This is a genomic window from Qipengyuania mesophila, assembly GCF_019711655.1.
Lineage (GTDB): Bacteria > Pseudomonadota > Alphaproteobacteria > Sphingomonadales > Sphingomonadaceae > Qipengyuania > Qipengyuania mesophila.
This window is the reverse complement of record NZ_JAIGNU010000001.1, coordinates 1,402,636-1,416,099: the sequence shown is the minus strand read 5'-3', so window position 1 is coordinate 1,416,099 and position 13,464 is coordinate 1,402,636. Positions and strand designations below refer to the sequence as shown.

Here is a 13,464-nt window from a genome sequence, read left to right as displayed (position 1 = left end):
GAAAGGCCCGATGCAGGACGACGAGAGCGCCATCCCGCCGAGCGACCCGCTCACACTTTTCGAAGTGTGGTTCGCCGAAGCGAAGGAAAGCGAGCCCAACGATGCCAATGCGATGGCGCTGGCGACGGCGACTCCCGATGGCCTGCCCTCGGTACGCATGGTGCTGCTCAAGGGCCATGGCCACGACGGCTTCGTCTTCTACACCAATGCCGAAAGCCGCAAGGGCGAGCAGATCCGCGCCAATATGCGGGCCGCGCTGCTGTTCCACTGGAAGAGCCTGCGCCGGCAGATCCGCATCGAAGGACCGCTCGAAGAGGTAAGCGAGGCGGAGGCCGACGCCTATTTCCATTCGCGTCCGCGCGTCTCGCAGATCGGCTCGGCGGCGAGCGACCAGTCGCGCTCGCTACCCGACCGGAAGGTCTATCTTGACCGCGTCGCCGCGCTCGAACAGCGCTATCCCGAGGGCGACATTCCGCGTCCGCCGCACTGGACCGGGTTCCGCCTGAGCCCGCGGCACATCGAATTCTGGCACGACCGCCAGTATCGCCTCCACGACCGGCGCCTGTTCACCCGCGAAAGTGCGGATGCGTCATGGTCGAACACGCTGCTCTATCCGTGATGGCACCGCGATGACCGAAAACCGCGCCTTTCTCGCCCGCTCGGCGGCGATGGCCTCGATCTCGGTGGCCGTGGTGCTGGTCGCGCTCAAGACCTGGGCGGCCTGGCGCACCGGCTCGACCGCCATGCTCGGCAGCCTCGCCGATTCGGCGCTCGACCTGATCGCCAGCATGGCCACGCTCACCGGCGTGTGGATCGCCTCTATGCCGGCCGACGAGGACCATCGCTTCGGTCATGGCAAGGCCGAAGCGCTGGCGGCGATCTTCCAGGTCATGCTGATCGCGCTGTCGGCCTTCGGCATCGCCGTGCGGGCAATCATGCATCTGGCCGGGCAGGGCGAGACATCGGCGGCGGGCGAGGGCATCGCCGTTTCGCTCGTGGCAATCGTCCTGACCTTCGCGCTGCTCGGCTGGCAGCGCCATGTCATGAGCCGGACGCGCAGCCTGGCGATCCAGACCGATCACCTGCACTACAAGTCGGACCTGTTCCTCAACCTCTCGGTCATCGCCGCGCTGGTGCTCGACCAGTATCTCGGCATCGGCCTCGCCGACCCGCTGTTCGGCCTCGCCATCGCCGCTTGGCTTGCCTTCGGGGCCTGGCGCGGCGCGAGCGATGCGGTCGACGATTTGATGGATCGCGAATGGCCCGAGGAGAAGCGACTCGCCTTTGTCGAGGCGGCGGCGAAACATCCGGAACTGTCGAACCTGCACGATCTGCGGACGCGGACCAGCGGCCATAGCGATTTCGTCCAGTTCCATGTCGATCTGCCGCCTGCCATGACGATCGAGGAAGCGCACGACATCATCGAACGGGTGGAGGCCGACCTGTGCCGCCAGTTCCCGGGGATGGAGCTGCTCATCCACATCGATCCCGAAGGCCATGTCGACGACCCCGACAATCCGCTCGTCGAGAAGGACGAGTTCGCACAGCTGGAGAAGGACGCGTGACCACGAAGCTCCCCTATTGTCATGTCGATGCCTTCGCCGACCGTCCCTTCGCAGGCAACCAGGCGGCCGTGATGCCGCTCGATACATGGCTTGAAGACGAGGTGCTGCTCGCCATCGCGGAGGAGAACAATTTCGCCGAGACGGCCTTCGTCGTGACGGATGCGAGTGGTGAAGCCGATTGGGAGCTGCGCTGGTTCACGCCTTCCGAAGAGGTGCGGCTGTGCGGGCATGCGACGCTCGCGAGCGGGCATGTGCTGCTGAGCCGCGACGGTGGCGATCGGGTCAGCTTCCGCACGCGCAAGGCAGGGGTACTCGAAGTTGCCCGCGCCGGGGAGGGCTACGAACTCGCGCTGCCGCTGATTCGCACCGCGCCCGATGGCTGGCCCGAGGCGGCGGCGCTGCTCGGCGCCGAGCCGCAGGAGGTCTGGCTCAGCCCCGATCGCTACGGCATCTATCTCTTCGCCAGCGAGGACGAGGTGCGCGCACTCGATCCCGACCTGCGCGGATTACGGGCGCTGGGGAACGACCAGTTCATCTGCACCGCGCCGGGTGGACAAACCGATGTGGTGAGCCGCGTCTTCGTTCCCGGCGGCGGGGTCGACGAGGACAGCTTCACCGGCTCGGCGCATGCGGCGCTGACCTATTTCTGGACCGAGCGTCTCGGTCGCGACAGCTTCACCGCCTTCCAGGCCTCGCAGCGCGGGGGCCATGCGATCTGCCGCCGCGACGGCGACAAGGCGATCCTGTCGGGGCGCTGCGTGACCGTCGTCGAGGGCAGTTTCTTCCTCCCCTAGGTCTCCGGGTAGAGCTCGATCACGTCGGCAAGCTGCTGGAGCATGGCCTTGCGCTCGGGTGCGTTCGAATGGCCGAGCCGCACCACGGTGAGCTTCTGGCTCGGCGATACGAAGACGTACTGCCCCATGTGGCCGATCAGCGAAAAGGCGCTGTGCGGCGCGCGGTCGGGGAACAGTGGGTGCTCCTCGCCCTCGGGCAGCGGGCGGTTGAGCCAGGTCTGCAGGCCGTATTGCGGGCTCTTCGGGCTCGGCTCGATCATTTCCTCGACCCAGGCGCGCGGGACCAGCTGCTCGCCGCGATAGGAGCCCTTGTTGCGCAGCAGCTCTCCGAACCTGGCCCAGTCGCGCGCGGTCGCGTGGATCAGGCTGCCACCGATCAGCGTGCCCGAGCGGTCGAATTCGGGCACCACGCTGGTCATGCCGAGCGGTCCGAACAGCCGCGCTTCGAGATAGTCCGCCACCGCCTTGCGCCGCTCGTCGGGATCCCTGCTGTCGGTGAGCGCACGCGCGGCGATGTCGGCAAGGATCACGGTGGTGTTGGAGGAATATTCGAACTTCGTCCCCGGTTCGGCCTCGAGCGGCTGCGCGGTGGCGAAATCGGCCATGTCGTCGCGTCCGTCGAGGAACAGCATGCGCACCTCGCTGCTCTCCCACGGCGGATCGCCCGCCTCGGTATGGTCGAGCCCGCTGCGCATTTGCAGCAGGTGCCGCAGCGTGATCTCGGCGCGCGGATCGCCGGTACGCTGCCACCGCGGAACAGGGGCGGGCGCGTCGAGCCGCAATTGCCCGTCGGCCACCAGCATGCCGATCAGCACCGCGGTGACGGTCTTGGCCATCGACCAGCTGACGAAGCGCGTGTCCTTGTCGTAGCCGGGCGCATAGCGCTCAACTGCCATCCGGCCGCCGTGATAGACCACCAGCGCGCGGGTCTCGCCAAGCCCGTCGAGCGTGAACAGATCGTCCGCGGCGCGCGCCAGCGGCCGGGTCGGTGCGCCGGGATGCGCGGTCACCGCAGCGAGTGCTTCTTCGCTCACCGGGGGCTCGGCCGGGGGGCCGGAAGATCCGCAACCGGCAAGGCTTGAGGTGACGAGGGCAAGCGCGATAAGGGGGGCGGTCCGCGTGGTCATGGCCCGCGTCACTCGCACGAAGGAATCCCGCTTGGCAACGGCCAAAACACGCTCGCGCAAGACGCGCTTCCGGCTCGCACTGGTGCTGCTCTTCGCCGTCCTGCTCGGCGCCGCCTGGTTCGCCTGGGGCACAGACTTGCGCAAGACCGGCGAGGCGGGAACGGCCTATGCCGCGCGGGTCGGCTGCTCGTGCCGCTTCGTCGCCGGGCGCAGTCTCGACGATTGCGCCAAGGACAAGCTCGAGGGGATGGAGCTGGTCTCGCTCAGCGAGGACGCGCAGGCGAAAAGCGTCACTGCGTCGATCCCCCTGATCGCCTCGGATACCGCCACCTACCGCGAAGGCTATGGCTGCGTCCTCAAGGAGTGGGAGCGCTAGGCGGCCACCCTTCGGGTCGAATCGATCCAGCCGCCGCCGACGACGCGCTCGCCGGCATAGATCACCGCCGCCTGCCCGGGAGCGACGCCGAATTCGGGATCGGCGAAGCGGATCTCGGTTGCCGCGCCGCCGCCGATCGGGCCCTCGAGCACGATCGGAACCGGCCTTGCCAGGCTGCGGACCTTGGCGGTCAGCGGGACGTCTGGCAGCGGGCCGATGCGATTGGTCTCGACGATACGCGCCGCGGTCACCGCGAGCATGCGCTTGGGGCCGACTATGACCTGCGCTGCCCCGGCGTCGATCCCGACGACATAGAGCGGTTCGGGCTGGCCGCCGATCTCGAGCCCGCGGCGCTGGCCGACAGTGTAGTGGATCACGCCCTTGTGCTCCCCCAGCGTCTCGCCGGTGGCGGCATGGACGATAGCGCCCGGCCGCCCGCCCTCGGGACGCATCTTCTTGACGATCTTGGCGTAATCGCCGTCGGGCACGAAGCAGATGTCCTGGCTGTCTGGCTTGGCGGCGTTGCGCAGGCCCGCAGCTTCGGCGAGCTCGCGCACGTCGGTCTTGGGCATGCCGCCGAGCGGGAAGCGCAGGAAGTCGAGCTGTTCCTCGGTGGTCGCATAGAGGAAATAGGACTGGTCGCGCGCCGGGTCTTCGGCCCGGTGCAGCTCCGCGCCGGCCGGGCCCATGACGCGGCGCACATAATGGCCGGTGGCGAGGCAGTCGGCACCCAGTTCGCGCGCCATCGCCAGCAAATCGGTGAACTTGGGCCCCATGTTGCAGCGGATGCAGGGCACCGGCGTGCGCCCGGCCAGGTAATCGTCGGCGAAGGTCTCGACCACTTCCTCGCGGAAGGCGCTTTCGTGGTCGTGCACGTAATGGGCGAAGCCGAGGCGTTCGGCGACCGCGCGGGCATCGCGGATGTCGTCGCCGGCGCAGCACGCGCCCTTGCGCCCGGTGGCGGCGCCATAGTCGTAGAGCTGCAGCGTGATGCCGATCACTTCCGCACCCGTGCGCGCCGCCAGCGCGGCGACGACCGAGCTGTCGACGCCGCCCGACATGGCGACCACGATGCGGCATTCGGCGGCCGGCCGGGGCAGGTCGAACAATGCGGCAGCCTGGTCCGGCGAGAGGGTTTCGATTGCGGGCATGCCGGGCCCCATACACGGCTTGGCCCGCCGCTTCCAGTGGGACACCGTAGGCCCCGCAGCGCACGCTTCACGGAACGTTTACCATGCCGGGCTATTGCACCCTTATGTACGAGGGCCGTTTCAAAGCGAAATCCGTCGAGGAACCGGGCGAAATCACCGGATTGCGCCAGTTTCGCTGGACCGATCTGGTCGCCAAGCTGGCGGCGACTCGCGAGCTGCGCGACGAGCTGGACAAGATCGACGGTGGATTCAACGCGTTCGCCGAAGCTCGCCGCGAAGGCTGCCAAGAAAGTAAACTGACCGTTAACCAAGCTGCTTTAAGCGATGGCAAAGCCGTCGGCCTAGGCTTTGGTGATGCCGCAGGTAGCGCGGCGCAAGGCGACAGAGAGAAAGAATGATCGAAAACCAGGACATCCGCCCTGCGCAGGTTATCGGACCCCTTGGGGAACCGTTGACTCTGAAGGACTTGCCTTCGCCCAACACCAAGCGTTGGGTGGTCCGTCGCAAGGCCGAGGTCGTGGCTGCGGTCAATGGCGGCCTGCTGACCATCGACGAGGTTCTCGAACGCTATTCGCTCAGCCTCGAGGAATTCGCATCCTGGCAGCGCGCGGTCGACCGTTCGGGCATGCAGGGCCTGCGCGTGACGCGCATCCAGCACTATCGCGATCTCTACGAACGCCAGCTCAAATACTGATCGCGCCGCGATCCGGCGCGGGAACCAAACACCCGGAAACACGCTCCCATTCCATCTCCGGCATTAATCGGGGAACCGGCTGTCGCGCCTGTCCGTTGACAAGGCACAGGGTCACGGCGGGAAAACAGGAGGAATTGGAATGGGTTGGATTATTGCAATTATCGTCGGTGGGATCATCGGCTGGCTCGCCAGCCTGGTGATGAACCGCGACGCCTCGATGGGCATCTTCTGGAACATCATCGTCGGCATCGTCGGCTCGTTCATCGGCGGCTTCATCGGCTCGCTGATCGGCGTCGGTGCCACTCTCACGACCTTCAGCGTTCCCGGCCTGCTGATGTCGCTGCTCGGCGCGATCGTGCTGCTGGGTATCGCCAACATGGTCCAGCGCGGCCGCGTCCGCTAACAAGGCCACACGCTTCAACAGATTTGGGCGGGACGTCGCAAGGCGTCCCGCCCTTGTTTCGTCTGCTCGGGGGAGTGTGGTCGCCATGCGACATTCGTCCAGCCCCAGACGCCCCCGGTCGAAGCGTCGATTGCCCTTGGCCCGCCCCGGGTCTAACTCGCGATTGCGAAATTCTTGCGCTTAGTGATATAGCAATGTAATACACTGCTGATCCGCAGCGCTTCTGGGGCAGGGTACGGTATGAATTACGAATCTGGAGTGATGGCCGAGAGGGGTCAGCCGATCACGGTCGGCCTGGGCGAGGATCCCGCCGAACTCGAAGCCTCCGAGCGTCGCAGCAAGCGCCGCCTGTTCCTCATCGCCGCGCTGGTCGTGCTCGGCCTTGCCATCGCCGCCTTCTTCGCCATGCGCGGCAGCGGCACCACCACGCCCGCCGGCGACGACGACGCCCAGGCTCCGACGGTCACCGTGGTGACGCCGGGCAAGACCACCGTAGAAGGCCAGATCACCGCTACCGGGACGCTGGCTGCCCGCCGCGACATGCCCGTCGGCGTGGTCGGCGAAGGCGGTCGCGTGGTCTCGGTGCCGGTCGATGCCGGCGACTGGGTGCGCCAGGGCCAGGTGCTCGCCAGCATCGACCAGTCGGTCCAGTCGCAGCAGGTCCAAAGTGCTGCCGCCAACGTTCAGGTCGCTCAGGCCGACGCCAAGCTCGCGCAGGCCAATCTCGATCGCGCGCTCCAGCTGGTCGAGCGCGGCTTCGTTTCCGCAGCCGACGTCGACCGCCTCACGGCAACCCGCGATGCCGCCAATGCCCGCGTCCGCGTCGCGCAGGCGCAGCTGGGCGAGCTGCGTGCGCGCAATGCCCGCCTCAACGTCCTCGCCCCGGCCTCGGGCTACGTGCTCGAGCGCAATGTCGAAACCGGCCAGACGGTCAGCGCCGGCTCGCCGCCGCTGTTCCGCATCGCACGCGGCGGCGAGATGGAGCTGCGCGCCCGCCTCAACGAGGATTCGCTCGCGGCGATCTCGGTCGGCACTACCGCGCAGATCCGCCCGGTCGGCACCGACAAGCTGTTCACCGGCCAAGTGTGGCAGGTGTCGCCGACCATCGACCAGCAGGACCGCCAGGGCACCGCGCGGATCGCGCTCGCCTATGCGCCGGGTCTGCGCCCGGGCGGCTTCGCCACCGCGACGATCGCCAGCGGCACGGTCGTCGCGCCGATCCTTCCCGAAAGCGCCGTGCTGTCGGACCGCGAGGGCGCCTATGTCCTGATCGTCAACGGCGAGAACAAGGCCGAACGCCGCCCGGTCACCACCGGCACCGTGACGCGCAAGGGGATCGTCATCACCGAGGGCCTGACCGGTTCGGAACGCGTGGTGTTGCGCGCCGGCGGCTTCCTGACCGAAGGTGAAACGGTCAAGGCGCAGCTGGCCAAGCGCGACTGAGCAGGGGGCAATTTCGATGAACTTCCGCAACATCTCCGCCTGGTCGATCCGCAACCCGGTGATTCCGCTGGTCGCGTTCACCGCGCTGCTGCTCGCGGGCCTTCTGGCCTTCGCGCGGATGGACGTCGTCAACAACCCCGACATCGAATTTCCCGCCGTAAACGTCTCGATCTCGCAGCCCGGCGCAGCGCCGACCGAGATCGAGAATCAGATCACCCAGCGCGTGGAATCCGCCGTCCGGTCGATCAACGGGGTCAGCTCGATCAATTCGACCGCGCGCGAAGGCAATTCGAACACCTTCATCGAGTTCGAGATCGGCACCGATCCCAATGATGCCGTGGCGGAAGTCAAGAATGCGGTCGACCAGATCCGCGGCTCGCTGCCCGACGGGATCATCGAGCCGCGCGTGACCAAGGAAGAGATTTCGGGTGGCTTCCTCGCGATCTACGCGGTCGAAGCCGACGACATGACGATCGAGGGGCTCAGCTGGTTCATCGACGATACGGCGGCCAAGCAGTTGCTCGGGATCGAGGGCATGGCGGAGGTCAACCGCTTCGGCGGGGTCGACCGCGAGATCGAGGTGATCCTCGACCTGCCCAAGATGCAGGCGCTCGGCGTCACTGCCAGCCAGATCAACGGCGTGCTGCGGCAGAGCAATATCGACGCCGCCGGCGGCGCCACCGAAGTGGGCGGGACGAAGCAGTCGGTGCGCGTGCTCGGCAACAGCGACGATGCCTATGCGCTGAGCCAGCGCCAGATCCAGCTCGGCGGCGGTCGTACGATCAAGCTCGCCGATGTCGCCACGGTACGCGATGGCTATTCCGAGCGGACCTCGATCAGCAAGGTGCGCGACAAGGAAGTTGTCAACTTCGCGATGAGCCGCGCCAAGGGCGCTTCGGACGTCACCGTCTACGAAGAAGCGCTCGAGAAGATCGAGCAGATCGAGGCGGAGAACCCGGGCGTCAAGTTCATCCCGCTGTTCAACACGGTCAAATACACCAAGGACCAGTACGAAAGCGCCATGGCGGCGATGATCGAGGGCGCGATCCTCGCCGTGGTCGTGGTGTTCTTCTTCCTGCGCGACTGGCGCGCGACCGCGATTTCGGCGGTTGCCATCCCGCTCTCGGCGATCCCGACCTTCTGGTTCATGGACCTGCTCGGATTCAACCTGAACCAGCTCTCGCTGCTGGCGCTGGCGCTGGTGGCGGGCGTGCTGGTCGACGACGCGATCGTGGAGATCGAGAACATCGTCAGGCACATGCGCATGGGCAAGTCGGCATATCAGGCGTCGATCGACGCGGCCGACGAGATCGGTCTGCCCGTGGTCGCCACCAGCTTCTGTATCGTCGCGGTGTTCTTCCCCGTCGGCGCCATGCCCGGCATCTCGGGCCAGTTCTTCAAGAATTTCGGCTTCACCGTCGTCGTCGCCGTGCTGATGTCGCTCGCCGTGGCTCGAATGATCACGCCGATGCTCGCAGCCTACTTCCTCAAGGCGCACGGGCAGGCTGCGCATGGCGAGGGCGCGATGATGGATCGCTACATGAAGATCCTCGGCTGGTCGCTCAATCGCGGCAAGATGTACGCCGCGCGCGAGAAAATCGATCTACTTGATTGGCGACTCTTCTTGCGGATTGCGGCGATGGCAATCGGGACCCTCGCAGTCCTTCTGGTCACAGTGGCTGTGATAGGCATAGTTGCGAGTGGATCAGACTGGTCTGGTCTCGCTGCTCCCTTGTCCGGGCTCGCAGTAGGTGTCGGTGCCTTGCTGGCTGTGGCTATTGCATATCTTTTCGGCGCCCGCGGCCGGTTCCAGTACATATTCGCTCTGCTGGTAGTTGTCATAGGAGCACTGTCCATTTCGGCCGTGACGACATTCACGGTGTCGAACATGATCGGCAGCCTCGATCTCACCAACCGGATCGCCGGACCGGGCGAAGGGACGATGACCACGATCGTGTCGCGCATCGTGGGGATTTTCCAGCTCGCGATCTCGCTGGGCCTCGGCTTCCTCGCGATCCTGGCGTTGTTCGCCGCGCTCCGTTTCGTGACGGGGCTGTTCGGTAGCCACATGCGCCAGGCCTGGACCTACCTCTATGCGCGCTTCCTCGATCATCGCATCTGGATGCTCGGGATCGGCTATTTCTCGCTGCTGCTGACGATCCTCCTGTTCGGCATCGTACCGGCGCAGTTCCAGCCCGTCGTCGACGACGAGAACAGCCGTGTCGAAATCGAGATGGTGCCCGGCACCACGCTCGAGACGACCGAACGCGTCGCCGACCAGGTCGCCGCGATCCTCTACGACCAGCAGGAAGTCGAACGGGCACTCGAGCGCGTCCGTGAGGGGCAGGCGACGATCTACATCACCCTGCGCCCCGATCGCGCCCGCACGTCGGTCGAGTTCGAACGCGCGCTGGCGCCGACGCTCGCGCAGATCCCCGATGCGCGCGTCCGTTTCGCCTCACAGTCGGGCGGCTTCGGCTCCGGGCGCGACATGACGGTGATGCTCGCGGGTTCCGATCCCGAATTGCTCAATGAAACGGCGGCGACGCTGGTCGAGCAGATGAAGGGCATCAATTCGCTGGTCGCCCCGCGCATCAGCGCCGACATCAACCGGCCCGAGCTGATCATCGAGCCGCGCGAGGATCTCGCCGCCGAACTCGGCGTGACCACGGTCGCGCTGAGCCAGACGATCCGTATCGCGACTATGGGCGAGATCGAGCAGAACGCGGCGAAATTCTCGCTCTCGGACCGCCAGATCCCGATCCGCGTCAAGCTGCCCGAGCAGTCGCGCGAAAATCTCGAGACGATCAAGAACCTGCCCGTCCAGACCGCGAGCGGTGGCTCGGTGCCGCTGTCGCGCGTCGCCAACATCTCGTTCGGCTCGGGGCCGACGACGATCCAGCGCTACAACCAGAACCGGCGCGTTCTGGTCGGCGCCGATCTCGGACAGGGCGTGATCAAGGGCGACGCGCAGAAGGAAATCGATGCGCTCCCGATCCTGCAGGACCTCCCGCAGGGCGTCATCCGCGACGTCGTCGGCGAGGACCAGTGGCAGCAGGAAATGCTGACCAGCCTGATGATCGCCATCCTGGCGGGCTTCCTGCTGGTGTTCGCCGTCCTGGTGCTGCTCTACAAGCGCATCATCAGCCCGTTGGTGAACATGACCTCGCTGCTGCTCGCACCGCTCGGCGGCATCCTCCTGGTGTGGCTGGTGGGCCAGCCGCAATCGATGCCGGTCTACATCGGCATCCTGCTGCTGCTCGGCATCGTGTCGAAGAACTCGATCCTGCTGATCGACTTCGCGATCGAGGAAATGGATCGCGGCACGCGCAAGCTGCATGCCCTGATGGATGCCGGGCACAAGCGCGCGCAGCCGATCGTCATGACCACGGTGGCGATGACCGCAGGGATGATCCCGACCGCCATGTCGGGCGTGCTGGGCTCGGGCGACGGTGCCTGGCGTGCACCGATGGGATCGGTGGTGATCGGCGGCCTGATCCTCTCGACGCTGCTCACGCTGCTGATCGTGCCCGCCGGCTTCAGCTTGGCGGATGGTTTCGAAAAGCGTGCCGGCCCGTGGCTGCGCAACCGCCTGCTGACCTACAAGGACGGCGACGATGCGCACGGCAAGGTGGGTGGCGGAGCGCATGAACCCGGGATAGAACCGGCCGAGTGAGCAAACGCATACCCGCCGGCCTGCCGACCGCGCGGCCGCCCCTTCAGCCCGATCGCGCGCGGGCGATGCGGCGCACGGCGACCGGGCTGATCGTGCTAATGGCGGGCCTGTTCCTGTTCTCGGGCCGCTATCTCGACCTGCACCCCGCCTGGGGCTATCTCCACGCCTTCGCCGAAGCGGCGATGGTCGGCGGGCTGGCGGACTGGTTCGCGGTGACCGCGCTGTTCCGCCACCCGCTCGGCCTGCCGATCCCGCACACCGCGATCATCCCCGAGAACAAGGATCGCATCGCCGACACCATGGCGGGCTTCCTGCGCGAGAATTTCCTCACCCCCGCCGTGGTCGGCCGGCGGATGGGGGCGATGAACCTCGCCCAGGCCGTGGGCAGCTATCTCGCCGACCCAAGGTCGGGCGAGGATTCGCGGATTCGCGCGGGCGCGGGTGAACTCGCGATCGAAGTGCTCGAATCGCTCGATCCCGAACGACTCGGCACGCAGGTGCGCAGCGGCATCAAGACCCAGCTCGGCAAGCTCGACATCGCCCCGCTGCTCGGCGGCATGCTCGAGGCGATGATCGCCGACGGGCGCCACAAGCCGCTGATCGACAAGATCATCCGCTGGGCGGGCCTGGTGCTCGAGGACAACGAGGCGATGGTGCGCGACATGGTGCACAAGCGCGCCAATGCGGTGCTGCGCTTCACCGGGCTCGACGAGCGGCTCGCCAATTCAGTGCTCGACGGACTCTACAAGCTGCTCGCCGAAGTGCTGGTCGATCCCGAGCATCCGCTGCGCGACAAGATCGAGGAGGGGCTGCAGGAGCTCGCCCGCGGCCTCAAGGAGGATCCCGAGATGCGCGAGCGGGTCGAGCGGATGAAGCGCGAACTGCTCGAGAACCCGGCGATCGGCGACTGGTGGCAGGGCGTGTGGGAGCGACTGCGCGCGAATCTCATCCAGACGATCCGCAGCTCGGGCGGGACCGGCAAGGGCTATATCGGCGAGACGCTGGGCGAGCTCGGCGCGGCGCTGCGCGACGACGAGCGGCTCCAGCGGCAGGTCAACCGCTTCGCCCGCCGCACTGCCGTCGGCGTGGCGACGCGCTATGGCGACCAGATCGTCCGGCTGGTGTCCGAAACCGTGCGCCGCTGGGACGCGCGGACGATCACCGACCGGGTCGAAGGCGCGGTCGGTCGCGACCTCCAGTTCATCCGCATCAACGGCACGCTGGTGGGCGGGCTGGTCGGCCTGACCATCCATGCGCTGGATGTCTACGTCATCTAGTCGTCAATACATCCGGTATCTGACCGTGGTCACGTAATAGGACGCCACGGCTTCGCCATCCAGGTTCCGGGCGGGTTCGAACTGCGCGAGCTGCGTGAACTTGTCGCAGGCGACATCGGAAAAGTTCTCCGCCGAGGTTATCTCGGTGATGTGGCAAGATGAAACCCTGCCCTTCTCGTCGACCATCACCCGAATTTTCAGATCGGCACTTTCGCCCCGGCGTTCGGCCTTGGAAGGGTAGGTCTTCTGCACCTCCACCGCCACCTGCTGGATGTTGAGCAGCCTGGGCCCCGAGGCGCGAGCCTTGAGGCTTTCGGGATCCGCGCCCCAATGTTCGACCAGGTTCGTCATACAGGCATTCATGGCGGCGAATACGGAGCCCATTTCGCCGGTTCGCAGCCGATAGTGCCGACCCTTGCGGGTGAATTCTATCCACTCGATCGTCTTGCCCTCTTCGACCGACAGTGCGTGCATGCCGAGAGTCATGGGCCGCGCTGGCGGATCGTCCTCGGATACCCCCATAGCCTCCCGAACAGGGCCCATATTTCCGATATTGGAGCCGTGGAGCGAAGCGCCGAACTTGCCCAGCGTGTAGCGCGCCTCGGTATCGATTTCGAACGGTGCGAGCCCGGGGCCGAACTGGACCTGAAACTTGCTGCGCGAGCCAAGCGCCTTGACGAGCCCGCCTGCAGCGACCCAGCCAAGCGTTGACGAGGGCTGCAGCTGTTCCATGTAGAGCACGGTTTCGTCGTCGCCTTCACCGAAGGTGCGGACAATGCGGCACCGGGCTTCGGCATAGTCGAGATGCCAGTCCGAACTTGGCGCGTACTCGACGACCTCCGGTTCGGCGGCCAACGCCGTGGAAGGCACTGCCGTTAGCAGCGTGACACCGAACAGAACTGAGCGACCCGACAAAGAAAAACCCTCCCGTTGCAAAACAACGGGAGGGTTAGACATG

The 13,464-nt window shown here is 66.3% G+C and carries 13 protein-coding genes; 10 read left to right on the top strand and 3 right to left on the bottom strand.

Annotated elements, in window-relative coordinates:
• Nucleotides 1–10: 10 nt before the first annotated feature.
• From pdxH to K3181_RS07050, 3 genes are read left to right on the top strand one after another with little or no spacing between them, the layout of a single operon-like run.
• The gene (gene pdxH, locus K3181_RS07060) at nt 11–619 is read left to right on the top strand and encodes a pyridoxamine 5'-phosphate oxidase (protein ID WP_221602200.1); all 609 of its coding nucleotides are present in this window, start codon (nt 11–13) and stop codon (nt 617–619) included.
• 10 nt (nt 620–629) lie between these two features.
• On the top strand, nt 630–1,565 hold the full coding sequence (locus tag K3181_RS07055) for a cation diffusion facilitator family transporter (RefSeq protein WP_221602198.1): 936 nt from the start codon (nt 630–632) through the stop codon (nt 1,563–1,565).
• Nucleotides 1,562–2,359: a PhzF family phenazine biosynthesis protein gene (locus K3181_RS07050; protein ID WP_221602196.1), complete on the top strand. Its 798-nt coding sequence runs from the start codon at nt 1,562–1,564 to the stop codon at nt 2,357–2,359. Before K3181_RS07055 ends, K3181_RS07050 begins: the two co-directional genes overlap by 4 nt.
• On the opposite strand, the gene K3181_RS07045 is transcribed toward K3181_RS07050, so the two are convergent.
• Nucleotides 2,356–3,486 (bottom strand): serine hydrolase domain-containing protein, encoded by a 1,131-nt coding sequence (locus K3181_RS07045; RefSeq protein ID WP_221602185.1) that lies wholly within the window; start codon nt 3,484–3,486, stop codon nt 2,356–2,358. The genes K3181_RS07050 and K3181_RS07045 overlap by 4 nt on opposite strands.
• Before the next feature lie 31 nt (nt 3,487–3,517).
• Here K3181_RS07045 and K3181_RS07040 point away from each other — a divergent pair, with 31 nt between their 5' ends.
• Nucleotides 3,518–3,862: a hypothetical protein gene (locus K3181_RS07040; protein ID WP_247714891.1), complete on the top strand. Its 345-nt coding sequence runs from the start codon at nt 3,518–3,520 to the stop codon at nt 3,860–3,862.
• Here the strand turns inward: K3181_RS07040 and mnmA are convergent.
• Nucleotides 3,859–5,013: a tRNA 2-thiouridine(34) synthase MnmA gene (gene mnmA, locus K3181_RS07035; RefSeq protein WP_221602182.1), complete on the bottom strand. Its 1,155-nt coding sequence runs from the start codon at nt 5,011–5,013 to the stop codon at nt 3,859–3,861. The two genes, K3181_RS07040 and mnmA, sit on opposite strands and share 4 nt — an antisense overlap.
• A 104-nt stretch (nt 5,014–5,117) precedes the next feature.
• Between mnmA and K3181_RS07030 the strand changes: the two genes are divergently transcribed.
• The 6 genes from K3181_RS07030 to K3181_RS07000 all read left to right on the top strand — a co-directional run bounded on the left by K3181_RS07030 (nt 5,118) and on the right by K3181_RS07000 (nt 12,506).
• Nucleotides 5,118–5,411, top strand: a complete 294-nt coding sequence (locus tag K3181_RS07030; RefSeq protein WP_221602180.1) for a hypothetical protein — start codon at nt 5,118–5,120, stop codon at nt 5,409–5,411.
• The gene (gene sciP / locus K3181_RS07025) at nt 5,408–5,707 is read left to right on the top strand and encodes a CtrA inhibitor SciP (protein WP_221602178.1); all 300 of its coding nucleotides are present in this window, start codon (nt 5,408–5,410) and stop codon (nt 5,705–5,707) included. The genes K3181_RS07030 and sciP overlap by 4 nt, the downstream gene beginning before the upstream one ends.
• A 139-nt stretch (nt 5,708–5,846) precedes the next feature.
• A complete protein-coding gene (locus K3181_RS07020) occupies nt 5,847–6,110 on the top strand; it encodes a GlsB/YeaQ/YmgE family stress response membrane protein (protein ID WP_221602176.1) in 264 nt (87 codons plus the stop codon).
• Nucleotides 6,111–6,350: 240 nt separating this feature from the next.
• The gene (locus K3181_RS07015) at nt 6,351–7,553 is read left to right on the top strand and encodes an efflux RND transporter periplasmic adaptor subunit (RefSeq protein WP_221602174.1); all 1,203 of its coding nucleotides are present in this window, start codon (nt 6,351–6,353) and stop codon (nt 7,551–7,553) included.
• A 16-nt stretch (nt 7,554–7,569) separates the two neighbouring features.
• On the top strand, nt 7,570–11,229 hold the full coding sequence (locus tag K3181_RS15635) for an efflux RND transporter permease subunit (protein ID WP_247714890.1): 3,660 nt from the start codon (nt 7,570–7,572) through the stop codon (nt 11,227–11,229).
• A gap of 65 nt (nt 11,230–11,294) precedes the next feature.
• Nucleotides 11,295–12,506: a DUF445 domain-containing protein gene (locus tag K3181_RS07000; protein WP_221602861.1), complete on the top strand. Its 1,212-nt coding sequence runs from the start codon at nt 11,295–11,297 to the stop codon at nt 12,504–12,506.
• A 3-nt stretch (nt 12,507–12,509) separates the two neighbouring features.
• On the opposite strand, the gene K3181_RS06995 is transcribed toward K3181_RS07000, so the two are convergent.
• Nucleotides 12,510–13,463: an energy transducer TonB gene (locus tag K3181_RS06995; RefSeq protein ID WP_221602172.1), complete on the bottom strand. Its 954-nt coding sequence runs from the start codon at nt 13,461–13,463 to the stop codon at nt 12,510–12,512.
• Nucleotide 13,464: the final 1 nt, after the last annotated feature.

Bases quoted from the DNA above. Each gene is read 5' to 3' on its own strand.
- K3181_RS07020 (WP_221602176.1), top strand. From the start codon at position 5,847: ATGGGTTGGATTATTGCAATTATCGTCGGTGGGATCATCGGCTGGCTC.
- K3181_RS07000 (WP_221602861.1), top strand. From the start codon at position 11,295: ATGCGGCGCACGGCGACCGGGCTGATCGTGCTAATGGCGGGCCTGTTC.
- K3181_RS07045 (WP_221602185.1), bottom strand. From the start codon at position 3,486: ATGACCACGCGGACCGCCCCCCTTATCGCGCTTGCCCTCGTCACCTCA.
- sciP (WP_221602178.1), top strand. From the start codon at position 5,408: ATGATCGAAAACCAGGACATCCGCCCTGCGCAGGTTATCGGACCCCTT.
- K3181_RS07015 (WP_221602174.1), top strand. From the start codon at position 6,351: ATGAATTACGAATCTGGAGTGATGGCCGAGAGGGGTCAGCCGATCACG.
- K3181_RS07030 (WP_221602180.1), top strand. From the start codon at position 5,118: ATGTACGAGGGCCGTTTCAAAGCGAAATCCGTCGAGGAACCGGGCGAA.
- mnmA (WP_221602182.1), bottom strand. From the start codon at position 5,013: ATGCCCGCAATCGAAACCCTCTCGCCGGACCAGGCTGCCGCATTGTTC.
- pdxH (WP_221602200.1), top strand. From the start codon at position 11: ATGCAGGACGACGAGAGCGCCATCCCGCCGAGCGACCCGCTCACACTT.
- K3181_RS07055 (WP_221602198.1), top strand. From the start codon at position 630: ATGACCGAAAACCGCGCCTTTCTCGCCCGCTCGGCGGCGATGGCCTCG.
- K3181_RS06995 (WP_221602172.1), bottom strand. From the start codon at position 13,463: ATGTCTAACCCTCCCGTTGTTTTGCAACGGGAGGGTTTTTCTTTGTCG.
- K3181_RS15635 (WP_247714890.1), top strand. From the start codon at position 7,570: ATGAACTTCCGCAACATCTCCGCCTGGTCGATCCGCAACCCGGTGATT.